The 19,179-nt window shown below is 36.7% G+C and carries 13 protein-coding genes, 1 rRNA gene and 1 pseudogene; 2 read left to right on the top strand and 13 right to left on the bottom strand.

The genetic code is table 11. The annotated features are described in order from the left end of the window. Positions 1-58: ribosomal RNA gene (locus SAZ04_RS19140) — 16S ribosomal RNA — on the bottom strand; the annotation flags it as partial. Positions 59-509: 451 nt separating this feature from the next. Further along, positions 510-833: a DUF3895 domain-containing protein gene (locus tag SAZ04_RS19135; protein WP_332698288.1), complete on the bottom strand. Its 324-nt coding sequence runs from the start codon at positions 831-833 to the stop codon at positions 510-512. Positions 834-997: 164 nt separating this feature from the next. Here SAZ04_RS19135 and SAZ04_RS19130 point away from each other — a divergent pair. Together SAZ04_RS19130 and SAZ04_RS19125 are read left to right on the top strand one after the other, a co-directional pair. Further along, positions 998-1,129, top strand: a pseudogene (locus tag SAZ04_RS19130) (phosphoserine phosphatase); the annotation flags it as partial. Positions 1,130-1,607: 478 nt separating this feature from the next. Further along, positions 1,608-1,913: a hypothetical protein gene (locus tag SAZ04_RS19125; protein ID WP_332698285.1), complete on the top strand. Its 306-nt coding sequence runs from the start codon at positions 1,608-1,610 to the stop codon at positions 1,911-1,913. 251 nt (positions 1,914-2,164) lie between these two features. On the opposite strand, the gene SAZ04_RS19120 is transcribed toward SAZ04_RS19125, so the two are convergent. The 11 genes from SAZ04_RS19120 to glgB form a co-directional block, all read right to left on the bottom strand. Continuing rightward, positions 2,165-3,247, bottom strand: a complete 1,083-nt coding sequence (locus SAZ04_RS19120; protein WP_332698281.1) for an anti-sigma-I factor RsgI family protein — start codon at positions 3,245-3,247, stop codon at positions 2,165-2,167. 6 nt (positions 3,248-3,253) lie between these two features. After that, positions 3,254-3,952 carry an RNA polymerase sigma-I factor gene (gene sigI / locus SAZ04_RS19115; RefSeq protein WP_332698278.1) on the bottom strand — a complete coding sequence of 233 codons (699 nt, stop codon included), beginning with the start codon at positions 3,950-3,952 and terminating at the stop codon, positions 3,254-3,256. Between the two features lie 341 nt (positions 3,953-4,293). Next, complete coding sequence (locus SAZ04_RS19110) at positions 4,294-5,175, bottom strand: hypothetical protein (protein ID WP_332698275.1); 882 nt, start codon at positions 5,173-5,175, stop codon at positions 4,294-4,296. 12 nt (positions 5,176-5,187) lie between these two features. Continuing rightward, positions 5,188-5,667, bottom strand: a complete 480-nt coding sequence (locus SAZ04_RS19105; protein WP_332698272.1) for a hypothetical protein — start codon at positions 5,665-5,667, stop codon at positions 5,188-5,190. A gap of 492 nt (positions 5,668-6,159) precedes the next feature. Then, complete coding sequence (locus tag SAZ04_RS19100) at positions 6,160-6,849, bottom strand: Dph6-related ATP pyrophosphatase (RefSeq protein WP_332698269.1); 690 nt, start codon at positions 6,847-6,849, stop codon at positions 6,160-6,162. 798 nt (positions 6,850-7,647) lie between these two features. Beyond that, positions 7,648-9,123 (bottom strand): protein adenylyltransferase SelO, encoded by a 1,476-nt coding sequence (locus SAZ04_RS19095; protein WP_332698267.1) that lies wholly within the window; start codon positions 9,121-9,123, stop codon positions 7,648-7,650. 710 nt (positions 9,124-9,833) lie between these two features. Next, complete coding sequence (locus SAZ04_RS19090; RefSeq protein WP_332698264.1) at positions 9,834-12,296, bottom strand: PAS domain S-box protein; 2,463 nt, start codon at positions 12,294-12,296, stop codon at positions 9,834-9,836. A gap of 815 nt (positions 12,297-13,111) precedes the next feature. Next, positions 13,112-14,521 (bottom strand): glycogen synthase, encoded by a 1,410-nt coding sequence (locus SAZ04_RS19085; RefSeq protein WP_332698261.1) that lies wholly within the window; start codon positions 14,519-14,521, stop codon positions 13,112-13,114. Between the two features lie 28 nt (positions 14,522-14,549). After that, positions 14,550-15,656 carry a glucose-1-phosphate adenylyltransferase subunit GlgD gene (glgD, locus tag SAZ04_RS19080; protein ID WP_332698258.1) on the bottom strand — a complete coding sequence of 369 codons (1,107 nt, stop codon included), beginning with the start codon at positions 15,654-15,656 and terminating at the stop codon, positions 14,550-14,552. 66 nt (positions 15,657-15,722) lie between these two features. Beyond that, entirely contained in the window at positions 15,723-16,865 is a 1,143-nt protein-coding gene (locus SAZ04_RS19075) for a glucose-1-phosphate adenylyltransferase (RefSeq protein WP_332698255.1), read from the bottom strand. Beyond that, positions 16,862-18,787 (bottom strand): 1,4-alpha-glucan branching protein GlgB, encoded by a 1,926-nt coding sequence (glgB, locus tag SAZ04_RS19070; protein WP_332698250.1) that lies wholly within the window; start codon positions 18,785-18,787, stop codon positions 16,862-16,864. The genes SAZ04_RS19075 and glgB overlap by 4 nt, the downstream gene beginning before the upstream one ends. Positions 18,788-19,179: the final 392 nt, after the last annotated feature.

The following is a 19,179-nucleotide window of genomic DNA, read 5'->3' as shown; positions in this document are numbered from 1 at the left end:
GCATGTATTAGGCACGCCGCCAGCGTTCGTCCTGAGCCAGGATCAAACTCTCCATAAAAGTGTTTGAGTTGTTACACATTCGTGTTACAACATAGCTCAAAAGTATCGCTAACGATACTAATTTATTTCAACCTTTCTTAATGATAGGATTTAATTGACGAGATAACATGTATCTCTATTTCGCTTGGCTTTTGTTCAGTTTTCAAAGAACTCTTTGTTGTTACTAACCAATAATAACTGCCACTCATTAGCGACATTAACTATCATAACATAACGACATGTTCTACGCAATAGTTATTTTAGAAATAATTTTTACGGCTAGATTTAATAATTTATCATAGTTCTCTCCTACGATCAACTATGAATCTCAAAAGATCATATTCTCTATAAAACAGAACAAGCATATCCGACGTTTTAGAGACGAGTATCTGATGAGTACGGTTCTAAAATGTTAGAGGGAGTATGCGAACAATGTTTGCATGCTCCCTTAATGTGTTTACGTTTATAACCTAAAACAAACTAAGCTGTCCAGTTTCAGTTATTGTATCTTCCTCTTTACTTTCTTTATTATCTTTAATTTCTTTTTTAATAGATAAATCGCCTATTATTTTGTATTGTACGTTATTTTCATTTTTTTTTATTTCCATTACTGAACTAGGTACAAATGATTCTAAAAAAACTGCAACATAAGGGTATATTTTGTACTTTCCAGTAGAATATGTATCTCCACTAGAGCCATTGTCTATTAAGTAATCACATAATTCAGTTAGATTAAAGTAGTTATACCTCATTAAGTAATCTTTAATTAGCTCTTTTTCCTTATACGAGAGCACTATAAGAACCCTCCTCTCATTATCATTTGATTAACTATAGCTTATACTAACCTAACATATTAGTTTTTTAAAATTCATTACAACTATACCAATCTTGTGCTTGTATTAATTAAGAACCTTTATTAAGCTGTTAAATGTTATGATATTTATTATTACTTCATATAAAAGATCCCATTACTGACCCTATCGTTAACCAAAATATACAAATTGAATCATTGTATGAAGCTTCCAATGAATTATCGGGTGATAGTTACGGATTTCATCAAATAGATGAACATCGTTATGGAATTATCCTAGCCTAACGGAGAACTACATCAACTACATTCTATAACCCCTCCCATTGGAACATGTGAAGGTATTGTATTTAAAACAAACAGCTTTTCATACAAATAGAAGGCTATCTTTACATCTAGTAATGTATAAAAAGTCATTCACATAACAAAAAAACAAATTTAAAATAAGGACACATCCTCTCTTCCAGAAAAATCAATTTAATACCCCAAGAGCATAAATGCTCTTGGGGTATTTATTTTCAGTCCTCATTTACCTTTATAGAATATCCCACAGGTACTTAATACTATACATATGGGTTAGTTAAACACTGTTTCTAATAATATCGCCTACATTATGACTAGCGATACTTCAAAGCTTTTCGGATAATACTGTTGGGATAATTACTTTTTATTTTTTAAAAATTAAAGTATGACTTTTAAATCTATTGGGACTATAGTAAAGGCAACAAAAAATTCATAAACACTTTTAGGAGGATTTCACATGCAACAAAACCAACAAAACCAGCAAGCTCAGCAAGCAGTACAACAATCACAACAAACCGTTCAACAAGCTCAGCAAGCAATCCAACAAGCTCAACAAGCAGTACAACAAGCGACTCAATCAGTAAATCCACAAGCGATTCAACAAGCTCAACAACAGCTACAGCAAGCGACTCAACAATTACAACAAGCTCAAAGTAGTGCTCAACCTGCACAAGAACAACAATTCCAGCAAATTCAACAAGAATTGCAACAAGCTACCCAACAATTACAACAAATTCAACAACAGCAAAACCAACAACAGTAATAGTAACAAAGCACGCACCCTGGTCACACTATCACGTGTTTACTTACAAGGTGCAAAAAAGAAACACCTACACTACAAGACAGATTACATCGTGTATTCTCATTGAAGCTTAGAGATTATAATCTCTAAGCTTTTTAAAATTTCGTAGATAGATTACAACAAAGTAGGCTTCTTTCATTATGCTAGATTCAGTAAATGTTAGTATTATCCGAAAACTTCTTTAGGTGTTAGTTCAAAGCTTTGTACCCAATTTACTTATTCCCGCGTTTATTTGAAGGGTTTGGTGTTTTTGGTCCATTTCCATTTGACTTTTTCGGTGCATTCCCTTTCGGTTCTTTCTGTGACTTAGAAGGATTCTCTCGGTTTTCTCTTCCGTTTTGTGGTTGTTTCCCTCTATTTTCCTTTTCTGTTTGCGGCTTGTTTCCTTTGTTCTTAGCTTCTTCAGCTTGGTTGCCACGATCTTTTTTTGATTGCTGCTGTCCGTTCTCTTTAGAAGAGTTGTCGTTATTTTGTTGATTAGCACGATCTGAGTTATTATGATTCTGTGGAGTTCCGTTGTTTTCTTGTTTAAGCTTTTTGTCTGTAGCTTTTTGTTCTTTTCTCTTCTGATTTTCCATTTTCTTAAGGTCTGCTAAACTTTTCCCTTTTATTCCTTCCTGATCGTGTACTACTCCACTAGCCTCAAGCATCTTATACTCTCTATAGTAGTTAATTGATAGATTTGTTTGTTTGGCTTCTTCGTAAAGTTCGTGATTGTCAATAGCGAGTTCAATCTCAGCCATCGCGTCGTTTTTCTCAAGTGACGTCTCAATCACTTCTTTTACACGAGGAGTCACTTCTATTAAGTCCTCGTGAAGCGAAACAACAGATGTAGCAATCAGCGCATCTTCAATCGCAAAGAGCCCTAGGTTTACCGTTTCAGTGACAATCTGTTCAATCACACTGTATAATTTATCTTCTAATTGTAGAGAAGAAAGAAGTTTCCGACCGTCTTCGTTTAATCCCTCAGCGTGAATCACGTCAAGATTTTCATTAGCGACTAATTCGATGCTCGGATTAACATCTATCGTGACAATGAACGCCTCTTTTGCACTCCCACCAAAAGGAAACATAAACGAAGCAAGTATGACAAAAAATAACGCAGCCGCTATCGAACCGTATTTGAAAAATGAAGAATAACTCTTTTTCTTCACTGTATGAGTGTACGATTGACCAATAAGTGGGATCTCAGTAGGTGAAGTTGGATGTGGAACATTTTTAAACGTCCCTTTCTCTGTTAACAAGACGATATAGGTTTCTGTTACTTTCACAACGGTTCCATTTACAACATTCACCCCATTTCACCTCTCCCTCTTAATAAACTGTAATAGCTTTTCCCACTCTGGATGCAAAGCGAGAAGAATTAAGGTAATTACGTATTTCCGATGACGCTCTAACGTCTTTCTTTTATAGCCTACCTTCTTTGAAATCATTTTGATCGGAAGCTTTTTTTTACGTTGTAGCAGTTCAACACATTCTGCTTCCTTGGCAATAGTAGCTGCCATTTCAAATAAAGCAAGTCTCGAATCATTATGTTTTGGTGAATAGTCTTCTAGCTCCTCAAACGTTATTTTGTACTGTTTCAACGCTTGGTCTAGTTCGAGGATTTCTTCAACAAGCTCGGCTGATTGAACCTGTTGTTCATACTGTTTCATTGATTTTTCATTTTCCTGTTTGCTTGATAACGACATTTCTTCTTCATTCAAACTTCTATCTAACGAAAGGTGATTTTCTCGCTTTTCTTTGCGGTAAAAATCGATCAAGTCTCTATTTATTAATAAATAAGCATAACTTAAAAAACGCCGCCCACGCGCTTCATCAAATGTATCAATGGCCCGATTAAACGCAAGAAGAGCAATACTAGCTTCTTCGTCACTCCACGAAATAAACTTTTTTGTGATATGTCCAGCTACATTAATCATATATGGTTTGTAATGAAGAATGAGTCGCTCGCGAGCTAGTTCATCCCCCATCATTGCTTGTTTAAGATCTTGTTGCATTGCCAACACCTACTCTAGTGAAGCTTTTTTCATCTCTTAAAGATAGCACGATAAAGAACCCTAGAAAATAGGTAACAACTGGTTATTGTTACCCATCGTCTATTTCTCTTTATGAATTAGCGAGCCCACTGAAAAAGGTTGGTTTTCAAGGCTACTGAAAAAGGTCGTTTTTGAGGCCACTGAAAAAGGTTGCTTTTTAACTTTTTCAGTGGCATTTAAGCAATGAGCGTAGCCGTTGCCTTGTTTTAAAGCCCGCTATGAGTGGGTTTCTCATAGCAGGCGCGCAACGTGCGGAGCCATTGCCGCTTCCTCGATAGACTTTTTCAGTGACCTCTCGTTTTTTACTTTTTCAGCGCGCTCGAATTAGCAGGCTTATTTCCATTTCCTTTGCCATTATTACTATTTCCTTTGCCACTTTTCTTTGCGTTTTCCTTTGCTTCCGCTGCACGTTTTTGGCCTTGTTCAGCTTTATGTTGCGCTTTTTGAGCTTGAACATTTTTCTTTTGAACTGGCTTTCCTTCAATTCGTTTAGATACCTTTTCCTCTATATCTACCTCTATACCTTCTTCATCATCTCGCTCATCTTTAGATGCTTTCGTTTCCGCCTTCAGCGCTTTACGTTCTTCTTTTGTTTCTTTTGCGGCTTGACTTTTTTCCAGCGCTTTAGCTTGATTTGCAAGTGCCTTTTCAATCCCAGCTTTTGCAGAGTCAGGGAGATCCTCACGCTCTAGCAACAATTGAAGGTTCACTCCACGCATTGACGTCTTTTCAGTAAATTCTCCCTCTAATTCTTCTATTTCGTGATCGACTTCTCGAACTGCTTTCTCTTCGGATACAACTTCATCGCCCGAAAGTAGAACTTGGACCTCTTCTATATCCAGATTATATTTTTCTAACATATGAGCAGCTTCTTCAAACCTGTCTTTTTGAAGAAGAACTTCAATCTTTTCATTTGATTGAGAAACGAATTCAACTAGTAGTCGCAACTTGTCTTTTTCATCAGCTGTTAATTCAACTGCAACTTCTTGAAAAAGACCGACAAAATTTATTAGTTCGAGGTCAACAGATGTCTCCTCTTCTTCTTGACTCCCTATTATTTCTCCAGTGAAAACAACCTCTTCCTCTACAGATTCTATTTGATTATTGTCAGGATCTTCAGCATGAACGGTTGAAGCAATTAATACCGTTCCTAAGACAACGCTCATCATCATTTTCTTCATCATTATCTTCCTCTCTTAATAGGTCAATTCAATCTGATTTTTAAATTCTTCCATAATCTCCTGGTTCACTTCGTATCCTTCTAACGGAGTGAAAAAAGTTAGCAGCAGAGTCTCATCGTTTTTATATTCTAAATAGATATCAGAACGGATGCTTTCTTTTTCGTTCAATTGAAACGATATGCTGTCGGCTGTTTCCCCGATTAGCCTGACGTAACCTCGGTCTAGATTTAACTCTTTCTTAATTTGATCAAGTGACTTTACACTCGGGATAATGGAAACGATCACTCGAACATTCCCTTGTTTGAATGTTGCATTAAATGGCTCACTTGAAACTTCTGAGTCTAATATCCAGTTGCTTGATTCATAGATTTTCATCCCAGCATCTACGTTCTCGTAGAACACCGCTTTTTCTGCCCGTGCTTGCGATGAATCACATCCAGAAACGGCGAAAAGGACAAATGCTATGCATAGCATTAATAAACGCGTTGTCGACAATATGACACCTCAATTCTATGTACACAGATCTTACTTAAAAGATGCTTTCTATAATCTATACGAAGAAGGAATCTTTTTTAGGGGGGCTAAAAAAAATAAGTTAAAGCTATTATATAGTGGTCAGTCAAAACAAAACGTGTGACTAACTCTATGTGTTACAAACATATCCTAATCAAAATACGATTTTACTAATTCCTTAATCCGTTCGGGCCAAAGACGCTCAGTTCCCCCTCCTTGTTTTATAAACGTAAAAAAAGCATCCCTCAACGGAATGCTTTTAAGTGCCTAGACGTCCTGAATAAAAAATTGTAAATTCGAGAGTTTTTTATTGTATCTATTTTCCTCAAACGCGCTTGATTGCCGGAAGGTCGTTCAGCTTATCTATGTAGCAAAGATTTTTCCTAAAATGATTCCTATAGGTAAATATTCATTTCACTATAACCGCACGATCAAACGAGTGTAATCTAAAGGACTTAATTGTTTAAAGTAAAGCTATGTTTTGTCCACTAGTTGGCATGATTGAATATCTAAAGACCATAATCCAGAATTCAAAACAACATCTGATTTCGTTATATCGATTTTTTTATGAAAAATCGGACCATCTAAAACAAATGTATGGTATTCCCCTAATTCCCCCATAACACAACTATCTGTTTGATGGATCTCATCATAAAAGCTCCAATCAAGATATTTACCTGCCCATGTTTGGTCAAAATACTTAGTAGCAGCACGACAAACGATAGATTGAAAACCTAGTGATATAAAATCATAAAGAAGTTTGGAAGAGTGATGTTGCGAAATCCATACAGGAAACAGTGGCTCAGTTCCAGATTTATATGCTACTTGCTCATTCCACTTTCTATCTTCCTTCGAGTATAAACTCCCAAACACAATTGCTTCTACCCCAGATTGCTCTTTTAAGAGGGAAAGGGCTCTTTTCAATGACAACTCATATTCCCCTGCTGAGTCTACCAAAAGTAAAGGCAATCCCAATGCATTAGCTTGTAATTTCAAAATTTCCAATTGTATTCCATGTGCGTGATTTCGAGCATCTTTTTCTGAAACCATAGATAATAAACAAATGACCTCATGGTTTTCTTTAAGTGCGCGATACAAAGCAAGACAACTGTCTTTCCCACCACTCCAACAAACAGCTACCTTTTTCACTTTATTTTCTTTCAAATCCCCACAACCTTTTAAGTGAATTTCCGTTAAACATTTTATCATAAATTTGACATTTGAAGGGGCTAACCTCAAAAGGGAAAGCTATTGATTGTGAAAAAAAGAAAGGATAATTAACTAGATAAACTACAAACAAGAGGGATAAAAACACTAAGTTGTTCCTTTTTTGCATTGCACTATAGTCATTGAGCTATATGCGAGAAAGAAAACCACCGGGGTCAAGAATGAGAATTAAAACTAACATTAAACAATACTTGACGGAGGTTTTACTTGGTAGTTATGACTAATTTAATAAGTTGGAAAGTAGGTGGCTAGGCTTGATTTCTAAAAAAGGGAATGAAACGAAATCTTCAAACGTTGAGTTACAAAACTTCGAGAAATTAACTGTTACCCCTTATTTATCCAGGGTATAGGAGGGCGACGGCAGGGCTCACGACTGAGCAAGCCGCCAGAGATATATTAGGCCTGGAAACGCCAATTTAAAGAATGAATCTTTTCAACAGTGCAGGAAAGGACTTATGGAAAAGAAAGCCTAACTTCTCACTTTTTGTAGAGAGAAATTAGGCTTTAATTACTGCACAAATGCGCCTGACTGTTGAATAGAAATGATAAATCTTTCTAATATTATCAAGCCCACTTCTATTGAAAAGTAGACTTCGTGTTTATATCTTTTCTATTCGTTTCCAAACTCCAAATGTGTTTTGATAGAAAGATGATACTCAAACGTAGAATAACAACCATGACAAGGCGTCAACTTGGTTGAGAAAAGCAGAAAAAAACATCCCTAATCCTACTACATCATGTGCCGCAAAAGGTTCGATAAGGACGGGTTGATCGTGCAGGCAGTGTGGAGTACTCAGCCTGTTCGGGGGAGTACGCGTAGGGACTTGAAAGAACATCAAGTAGCCGCTCCATCACACTGTAATCTCCTTGTTTCACTGCGGCTTCTAGTGCCGCTTCTACCCGGTGGTTCCGAGGGATTAGCGCAGGATTGCTGTTTTGCATCAACTGATGCGAGGAGGTTTCAGGTTCCTGCTGCCTGCCTAGTCTCGCCTGCCACAGCTCATGCCACTGAGCAAATTCTGGAGCCCCAAACAGGACCGTATCCTCATGTCTTTCAAAAGTTAATGCGCGGAAGGTATTGGTATAATCTGCACGATATTTCTGCATCATACTGAGGAGGTCTTCGATAAGGGATTCGTCCTCTACCTCTTCGTTAAATATTCCCAGTTTTGCTCTCATTCCCGCGAGCCAATAAGAGTGATACAACTTAGGAAAATCTGAAATCTCATCCTGGGCCAGTTCAACAGCATGCTCCTGATTTTCATGCAGCAGCGGCAATAGCGTTTCAGCAAATCGAGCGAGATTCCACCCAGCCATCTGCGGTTGTTTGCCATAGGCATAGCGACCTTGAACGTCAATAGAACTGAATACCGTTGCCGGGTCATAGGTATCCATGAAGGCGCAAGGACCGTAATCAATAGTTTCTCCACTAATGGTCATGTTGTCAGTGTTCATTACCCCGTGAATAAAGCCAACTAGCTGCCACTTGGCAATTAGCATGGCTTGACGTTTGATCACTTCCCGAAGTAGCGAAAGATATCGACTCTCATCAGCTTCAATTTCTGAAAAATGTCGCTTTACTGTATAGTCGGCCAGAACCTGGAGTTCTTGGACTGTGCCCCATTTTGCAACGTATTGAAAAGTGCCAACGCGTAGATGACTGGAAGCCACACGGGTCAATATTGCACCAGGTAGTTCGGTTTCACGGATGACTGACTCACCGGTTGTCACCACTGCTAGACTACGGGTGGTAGGAATACCAAGGGCATGCATTGCTTCGCTGATGATGTATTCCCGTAGCATCGGGCCAAGTGTCGCTCGACCATCCCCCCCGCGGGAGTATGGCGTTCTACCTGGACCCTTGAGTTGAATATCAACCCGCTCATCTAGGGGGGTGATCTGCTCGCCAAGCAGTATAGCCCGGCCGTCCCCTAACATGGTAAAATGCCCGAATTGATGTCCCCCATAAGCTTGAGCAAGAGGCGAAGCTCCTTCGGGAATCTGGTTGCCAGCAAACACTGCTATCCCATCTTCGCTTTGCAGATCCTGAACGTTTAACCCCAACGATGTTGCCAACGGATCATTGAAAATGATTAACTCCGGTGAGCATACAGGGGTTGGATTGAGGCTCGTATAAAATGATTCCGGAAGACGAGCATAACTATTGTCTAAGTTCCATCCTGTTTCTTGTTTTTCTTTTCCCTTTGTCATCGTATCTCCTTTTCTTCTTTTGTCTTTTTGTTTCTAATTGTTTCTTTTACATAAAACAAAAACCAAAGGCATTCTATGATGATTTTTGTTATTTACTTGCCATATCAACACAAGACAACCCCTTGTAGTGTCTACTTCTTCCAATTTAATATACCCTTTCCACACTAAGATCACACCCTTTAATATTTTTAAGTATGTACTGAAATTAGATTCTCTTTCAACATGAACAGTGGTATACTAGTCTAGCGATGAGCTAATTTGCATAAGACGAGATTGACGCGCCTTTTAGGCATGCACTATGTGGAGTGCTGTCTCTCGCCGCAATACGCACAAAAAGACGTCCTATTGGGCGTCTTTTTTCTATGATATGATCCGTTACTAACGTTTTATCTCAGATCCATGTATAGAACTAATCTTTGATGTACACGTAACAGATGATTTTAATAATGGGGAAAGTGCATTTTCTATATATTCTATATTCGAATAATGGGCGTGTAAGCATCCTATTCTTTTTCTCAATTTCATTCCGCCTCTAATATATTTCTGCTTATTCTATCAGTTTGCTAATCCAATTGTCTATTAAAATTGGGATAGAGACCTTTCCTCTTATTCCATTAAATGGCCTTTAATGGAATAAGAGGACGGGCGTTTTTTAACAACTTTATTGAAAAGTGTAACACCTTTATCGTTATTCAACAATAAGGTTTAAACTACTCTCTCACTTCAGTATCAGAAAATGAATGAATGCCTTGATTTTGAATAGGGAGAATGACATCAACTGTCGTTCCTTTATTCACTTCACTTTCAATCACTATCTTTCCTTGATATGTTTCTATAATTTTATAACAGATCATTAACCCTAAACCAATTCCTTCTTCTTTGATACTGTAAAAAGGTTCACCGAGATAGGGGATACGTTCTTTTGAAATCCCATACCCTTGATCGATAAAACGAATACTCACTTGATGATCATCGGGTTTATCGATTTGGATCAAAATTTCCCCTCCCGTTGGCATCGCTTCAATCGCATTTTTCAAAATATTGATAAATACTTGTTTTAATTGATTCCCTTCAAAGGGGATCAACGGAATGTCAGACTCAAACTTTGTTCTAATTTGAACATTATTCATCATTACTCGGGGTTGAAGCAGCATTATAACTTGTCCTACTAACTGATGTAAGTCATTGGGCCGAACCTTTACCGCCTGTGGCTTGGCCACTGCCATAAATTCATTGGTAATACTTTCTATTCGATCAATCTCTGACAACACTACATTATAATGCTGCTTGTTCTCATTTTCTGTTGGTTTTAGTAAGTGCATAAATCCTTTCAATGCGGTTAAAGGATTGTTAATTTCATGGGCGATTGCAGTGGCTAATTGCCCTACAACAGCAAGCTTCTCCGACTTCCGTAATAATTCTTCTGTTTTTAACCGCTCAGTGATATCTCGGGAGATAAGCAATAAAACTTCCTTTCCATTCAAGTTAAAAACACGGACACTAAACTCATTATTTATTTTTTTGCCTGTTGTAAAAACAAATTCGTCTTGTAAAGTGAAAGAACGTTTACCTTCTGTAAGTTTTTCCACAATTCTTATGTACATTGTAGAATTTTGAGGAACAATATCGGCATATGGCATACAGAGAAGTTCTTCCCTACGGGACTCAAATCTTTCACACCCAACTGGGTTTACTTCAAGTAATCGAGTTGGTAATTGATCTTCATTCAATTCCACTAAGTATACGGCATCAGGTGACTGTTCAAATAGAACACGGTATTTCATCTCACTTTCCTGCAATTGTTGATGTAATTGTTGAAGTTCTCTTTCTACTTGTTTCCTTTCGGAAATGTCTCTATAGATTGCTGATAAAGCAATCACATTTCCCTTTGAATCCAGAATAGGTGAAAGCGTCAAACTAATTTCGAAAAGACTTCCATCTTTTCTTTGTCTCACCGTTTCTAACTTAGTGGTAATAGACTCTCCAGATATAATCTTTTGAATGGTTACGAAAGCACGATCTATAAAAAAATCAGGGACGCATGGTAATTTTTGTCCTATGATTTCTTGTATAGACCAACCCAACATCCTCTCATAAGCTTTATTGACTTGTAAAATATGTCCTTCTAAATCAAATATAATGATCGCATCTGTGTTATGACTGATAAATGATTCCAATCGGTCTTTAGTCGTCCTTAAATCCTCTTCCATCTTTTTTCGTTCCGTTATATCAATGGCAGAGCCGACAACCTCAATGACTTTTCCTTCACGTTTAATAGCCCTAAGCGAGGTGAAAATACAGGTTTTATCATTTGGATTTGGTAGTTCAAACGTGACCTCTTCTCCTTCCCAAGCCCGTTGATAAGATTCCAATAGCTGGGGAACTAATTGGGGAGGAATGACGGAAGGTCCCATCGTTTTTAAATCTTTCCCTACTACTTGTTCAGGATAGACTCCACTTTTGAAATATAATTGTCCATCACATAAAGTGTGGATAAAACTTCCATTCTCCTTTTTGAACTTAAAAATACCTCCTTGCTGTTCATGTACGGTATCCTTTAGTTCTTGCTTTGATTCTGCTAATGATCGATTCAATCTCGATAAATCCTGTGTTAAACGATACAATTTTTGATAAGCTTCCATAAGAAAAATACCGATTAAAAGTCCTATAGAAAGGCATAAAAGTCGTGTGACTTCAAAAGCTATGGATATTTTTAAGGGAGAAAAGAATGTGACTAGTAAAATATGAATCCCTATAAAACCAACCAGGTAAAGAAAAGCACTTTTAAAAGGAGAAAGGTTGTTGAAATAAGTTTTAAATACGGTGAATAGTAGAGCTGTTCCGAAATACAACATTTCGCTTAGTGCCCAATGATGACTTCCTATATAATGAAATGTTATATTAGCGCAAATGAAGATTGTGGTAATCCATCCAGCAGTACGCCCAAAGTAAATAAACGAAAGTATGAAAGGGGCAGCGCGAAGGTCAAAGATCCATGCATTGTATGTATTCGGAAAGAACATCAATATAGTAGAAATCATACCTGCATATAATCCGCCAAACAATTGGTTCGGCTTAAAGTGTTTATGTAATACGAAAACTCGAATAAATATAGCCACACTAACCAAGAACGAAAAAATACAAAGATTAATGAAAAAATCATTGAGAATCATTTAATAAATCTCTCCCTCTAGCTTTATAAGGCTTTAACGAACACAACAAAATTTTTCCTTTGTTGTATTCGAAGTAAATCTTTAACTCATCTTATAAGTTAAAGACACATTCAGACAGACTATTTATCTATTTGAGTTGCCTATTCTAGAGGTGTTAAATCTAATTGTTCACTAATAAAACTTTATCAAAACCATACTTTTCATATTGATTTCAAAATAACCATTACTGTAATCATAAATATCATATAGATTTCGGTTTCATAAAGAACCTTGGAACCAATATTCAATCTTATATTAATTCTTCCTAGACCTGTCTGAGAGGCCTTATTCAAAATATCAATGTTAAACACTTCCTGTCAAGCGAAATTTACGTGAACGTTTCATTTCAAGACGAGTTGACATAATTCATAGCAGAAGTAAAAGACCTAATGTTGAATGACGATCTAGTTGGTTCAATTACAATAAAGTCGTTTCTTATCCATTAAAGTTTCTTCAAAATTTTGCATTTAAATTAATGAACAGGAAACTTTAACTAATGGTGTATAAACGATAAATAACGAACAAAAAGCCAATCCCTTTTTTGTATCAAGGATTGGCTTTTGTTCAATTTCCTAAAATTGCAATTATATCAACTGAAAATGTATTATATATACAAACTAGAGGTGTTTGATAATTACGAAATTGAAAAGAATTTCTTGAGTAATGCCTTTTCCTTCCTTCGTGAAATCTAGTCGTCAACAATAGGTAAGCATTTGAAGTGAATTTATGACCATCTGGATCAGTAGGTTTTTGCATCTACCTTCTTCACCTATTTTCTACAATGCGCTATAAATATTCGTATATTCATTTGCTGAGTGTCGCCAACTAAATTTACTTCTATTGACATTTTTTAAGAGTTTTTTCCATAATATCGGTTCATGATAAATTGTTAGTGCATAACGCATGACATACAATAAATCGTGAGCATTATAATTAGAAAAGCTAAAGCCATTTCCAGTTCCTGTTTCTTCGTCAAATGGAAGTATGGTATCCTTTAGTCCGCCTGTTTCACGAACAATTGGCACGGTTTTATATTGTAGAGAAATAAGCTGAGATAAACCACAAGGTTCAAACTGGGAAGGCATTACGAAAAAATCTCCACCGGCATAAATTTGACGGGCAAGTTCTTCATCAAAAGTAAATTGCGCAAAAAACTTATCAGGATAACGTTTTGAAGCTTTGGAAAAATAATCCTCAAAATCAGTATCGCCATATCCAAGTAAAACAAACTGAATATTTTCTTGCAGCAATTCGTCAAAAATATGTTTTAACAAATGGAGACCCTTTTGTTCAACTAGTCTTGTAATCATCACAAAAAGAGGAATATCTCCATTTTTAGGTAGTCCTATTTTTTCTTGAAGGGCGACTTTATTTTCCTTCTTTTTAATACGAGAGTGCCGATAGTTAGTGAAAAGGTAAGGGTCCATCATTGGATTAAATTCATTCGTGTCAATTCCATTTAGCACCCCAACAAGGTCCGAAGATCGTTCCAACAATAGCGGGTGTAATCCTTCACTATTGAGCGGATTCTTAATTTCTTCTGCATAGCTAGGACTTACAGTCGTAATTTTATCCGCATGGAAAATTCCACCTTTTAAACAATTTAACATTTCACCCCATTCTAAACCTCCAAAATGGGTGAGAGGAAGGTTGAAGAAATTAGCAAAGGCATGATGAGGCATGACACCTTGATATTTAATGTTATGAATGGTGAAGACAGTCGATAATTTTTCAAGAGGTTGAAGAATTTTAGCTAAAGCAACTGTTATTCCAGCTTGCCAGTCATGACCATGTAGAACATCAGGCGTAAAATCTAAGTAAGGAAGGGATTCAATTACAGCTTGACTAAAAAAGATAAAACGTTCGCCATCATCATAGTAGCCATAAACACTGTTTCTTGAAAAATAATAATCATTTGAAATAAAATAATAGATAATTCCTTCATGCTCCAACGTATAGAGAATACCTTCTTGCTTTCTCCAACCAAGAGGTACAAGAAAGGTAGATTGTAAGCTCAATTTTCCGTACCAGTTTTCTTTTATCTCTTTATAAAGTGGGAGAATAACTCGTACTTCAACTTTATTCGTTTGGTTTAACGCACGAGGAAGAGATCCAATGACATCAGCAAGTCCTCCTATTTTGACAAACGGTGTACATTCTGATGCTACAAATAATACATTTTTCATCTTAGACTCTTCCCCTTTCATTTTTTGATTAGATGGTTTTACGTTTGGCAATTACATAAGGCATTTCTTTTGCACCAATAAAGGTCTGTCCTGCTGTAATATGAACATCTTTATCTAAGATTACATTTTCTAAGTACGCACCTGATTCGATGGTACAACGCTGCATAATGACTGAATTTTTAATCGTTGCTCCTTTTTGTACATGAACCCCTCGGAAAAGAACGCTATGTTCAACATTTCCATCAATGACACAACCATTCGCAAGCAAGGACTGCGTTACCATTGTTTGTTCTCTAAACTTTGTGGGTGGCTCGTTACTAACTTTGGTACGAATGCGATGATCTTGATTAAAAAGTGCTTTACAATTTTCTTCATACAGCAAATTCATATTGTGTCGATAATAACTCTCAACAGAATTTACAAAGGCAGTGTAGCCTTTATGTTCAAAACATTGAACCTTTAATCGATTTACATTTTCTTTTATACCATGAAAGAAGAAGTGCCCATGATGGTGGGCAATACATTCATCAACAAGGTTTAGTAATAATTCTTTACTCAAAATATAAATACCAGTAAAAACATGATGATTATGCTTGTCGTTTGTGATGTCTGTAACCTGGCCATCAGCATTTGCTTCAACTCGTAAGCATGATTCGTGTTCTTTTTGTAAGGAATCAATTTCAGTTGTAATAAGAGTGATATCGGCTTCTATTTCTAAATGCTGTTGGAATGCTTCTTGATATTCGTTATTTGATATAAATTGACTGCCACTTATTAACACATAATCGGCTTTGCCACGATTAAAAAAATCACGATTGTTGTGAAAGTGTCGTAAGTCGCCTTTCGATATATCAGTCGGGTCATTCCAATCTGGAGGAAGGACAAAAAGGCCGCCATGACGTCTATCAAGCTCCCAGCTCGCTCCGGTACCAAGGTGATCCATTAACGAACGATATTTATTTCGGGTAAAAATGGCGACTTCCTGAATATTCGATTTCACCATATTAGAAAGTGTGAAGTCAATAAGGCGATAGCGTCCAGCAAAAGGCACGGCAGCTCCGCAGCGAAAATAAGTTAATTCATTCAAAAAATCATACTCATGATCAAGATTAATGACGCCCATTAAAGAATCCATTAGTGGTTCCTCCCCCATATTTTCAGTTGTTATATTTTAATGTAATGAATTCAAGTTTTTTTCTAATTAAATGGTTAATAAACTACCTAGATTTTCCTTTGACACAATAAGTGGTTCTTGATTAGCTTCTGAGCGAATAACAGTGTGATCAGGAATTTCGGTACCCTCTACGACAATAACTTTCTCAAGAATGACATGGTTACCTACTTTTACATGTGGATGTAAAATAGATTCTCGAACAAAACTATCGTGTCTAACAGTTACATTCTCAAACAAGATGGAATGTTCAACGGTTCCAGAAATCCAACATCCTGAATTAATTAAGGAACGATTGACATTTGCATCTTTATCTATAAACTGTGGAGAGTAATTCGAGTCATGAGAATAGGTTCTCCAATTTTTGTTATTTAGAGAAAGTGAAAGGTCTTCATCTAACAGGTCCATATTTGCTTCCCAATAGCTTTGAATTGTACCTACATCTTTCCAATACCCATCGAAGCGATAGGCAAATAGACGATGGCTGTCAGCTAGCATAGCTGGGATAATATCCTTTCCAAAATCATGACTAGAATCAGGTAATTCAGCATCCTGTAGGAGGTAGGATTTTAATTTTTTCCAATTAAAAATGTAAATGCCCATTGAAGCGAGATTGCTTTTTGGATTTTGTGGTTTCTCTTCAAATTCATAAATTCTTAGGTCATCACTTGTGTTAAGGATTCCAAATCGGGATGCCTCATCAATGGGGACCTCCATCACAGAGATGGTCGCATCAGCCTCGGTTTTTATATGATGATCCAACAATATCTTGTAATTCATTTGATAGATGTGATCACCAGAAATCACGAGAATATGCTCTGGGTCATATTGTTCTATATAGTGAATATTTTTGTAAATGGCATCTGCAGTTCCCTTGTACCAGCTTACACCTTCTTGCGCGGTGTAAGGAGAGAGAATCGATACCCCATCCTGTTGTCTATCTAAATCCCAAGGTTTCCCAATTCCGATATGCTTATTTAATACAAGAGGAGCGTACTGTGTAAGAACTCCGACTGTATGAATACCGGAATTTGTACAATTGCTTAATGTGAAATCGATAATCCGATATTTGCCACCGAAGTGGACGGCTGGTTTTGCTACATTTTTTGTGAGTAATCCCAATCGTTTTCCTTCACCACCTGCGAGTAACATTCCTATGCATTCCTTTTTCATATAGCTTCCTCCCTCTCCTTAGTAGACTGGAATTTATCCATATATTTAAAGATCGAAATAGCGAGCGGGGGAACTTTAATTTTTATATGTTGGTCTAACCCGTGCCATTTCGTTGGATAACTAAAGTGAATACGACCATTTAATTGGTTTGAACCACCAAACTCTTTTGCATCAGAATTAAAAATTTCAGTGTACGTACCTGAATAGGGGACACCAATTTTATAATCATAATAAACATTTGGAGTAAAGTTACAGATAACGATTAAGTCGTCTTCCAATTTTGTGCTTTTCCTTCTAAAGGAAATAATACTTTGGTCAACATTGTGAGGATCGATCCATTGAAACCCTTCTTGATCATGGTCTAGCTCGTGAAGAGACTGATAATTTAAATAAAGATGATTTGCTGCTTTCACAAATTCAAGCATTGATTGATGAAGCGGATAATCTAATAGATGCCAATCTAGTTGTTCTTTATCTTTCCACTCCGCATATTGACCAAACTCACCCCCCATAAACATTAATTTTTTACCTGCATGAGCGACCATATAGCCGTAAAGCAATCTAAAATTAGCAAACTTTTCCCATTGGTCTCCAGGCATTTTATCAAGCAATGATTTCTTCCCATGTACAACTTCATCATGAGAAAGAGGTAGGACGAAATTTTCGGAATGACTATACATAAAGGAAAAGGTTAATAAATTATGATTCCATTTGCGGTAAATAGGTTCATATTTCATATATTTCAGCATGTCATTCATCCAACCCATATTCCATTTGAAATTAAAGCCTAATCCACCTAAGTGGGTTGGAGCAGTAACCATTGGAATATCTGAACTATCCTCTGCCATCATTAGTACATTTTCATCAAAGTTAAATAGGACCTCGTTTAATTTACGGAGGAAAGCGAATGCGTCAAGATTCTCATCGCCACCGTATGAATTAACGATACGTTCATCTTGATCGCTTTTGTCAAAATTAAGATGAAGCATGCTTTCTACAGCGTCTACTCGTAATCCATCAATGTGATATTCCTCTAGCCAAAATAGTGCATTCGAGATAAGAAAGCTCTGTACTTCCGGTCGACCAAAATCAAAGGTTAACGTCCCCCATGAATGTTTTTCTGCTTTTCGTGGGTCAGCGTATTCAAAAAGAGGACTGCCATCAAATAAACGTAATCCATGTTCATCTTTACAAAAATGACTCGGTACCCAATCCATGATTACACCTATATCGTGTTGATGACATTGGTCAACAAAATATTTGAACTCTTCCGGTGTGCCATATCGTGATGTAACAGAAAAATAGCCTGTTATTTGATAGCCCCAAGATAAATCAAAGGGATGTTCAGCCAAAGGCAGGATTTCAATATGAGTAAATCCCAGTGATTGAACATAGGGGATAAGTTCATCGGCTAATTCTCTGTATGTGAACAACTCTCCATCTTTCTTTTTTTTCCAAGTCCCAAGATGGACTTCATAAATGGAAATAGGTGAGCGATACACATTGATTGATTTTCTTTTTTGCTGCCAAGCTTCATCCTTCCATTCAAAGGTAGAGGGAAGTGTAGTTAAAGAAGCAGTTGCTGGTCTAAGTTCAGATTGACGTGCATAGGGATCTGACTTTAATTGTCTCGAGCCATCAGCTTTAATAATTTCGTATTTGTAAAGTGTTTGTTCAGGAATATTAGTAAAAAAACCAACCCATAATCCCTGTTCGTTTACTCTTGTTAAGGGGTGAAGTCTTCCATCCCAATTATTGAAGTCCCCGCCTATGTTTACTTGTTTAGCATTTGGTGCCCAAACACTAAAACGAAATCCTTTTCCCTGCTCATAGTCTATGTAATGGCAACCGAGCATTTGATGACTCCGATAATGAGTGCCTTGATGAAATAGATAAACATCTGTTTCTGAAATATTAAACATTAGTCAAACCTCCTTTATGCTGAGAATTTTCAGTTGGAGAGGAGAATTGATATACTAGCTAATTAATCAGTTTTGCTTAAGTATAGCCGGTCTAATGAAGTTAGGAAGCAAGTCATCTTTGATATTGAATTATAGGTTTTTTAATAGGAAAAACATTTGGATAACTTTTTTGAATGCTTCTAAAAGGAAGGAGTCCATCGTTTGTTACGATATTAAACATATTTTAAATACTGCGTTAAGAAGAAATTGTAAGCGTTTCCTTTAAATAATAATATTGAGTGTAAGTTGTTTTCATTTTTGTTAAGGAGAACCTTATCTTATAGTTCTATTTTTATACGCTAAAACCCTTGTAAGATCGACAAAAAATATAATGTTTTTTAAAGAAAAAGATT

It is taken from the genome of Halalkalibacter lacteus (genome assembly GCF_036663595.1).
GTDB lineage: Bacteria > Bacillota > Bacilli > Bacillales > Bacillaceae_D > Halalkalibacter > Halalkalibacter lacteus.
Note: the sequence above shows the minus strand (reverse complement) of the source record. Positions and strands in the feature narration are given on the sequence as shown.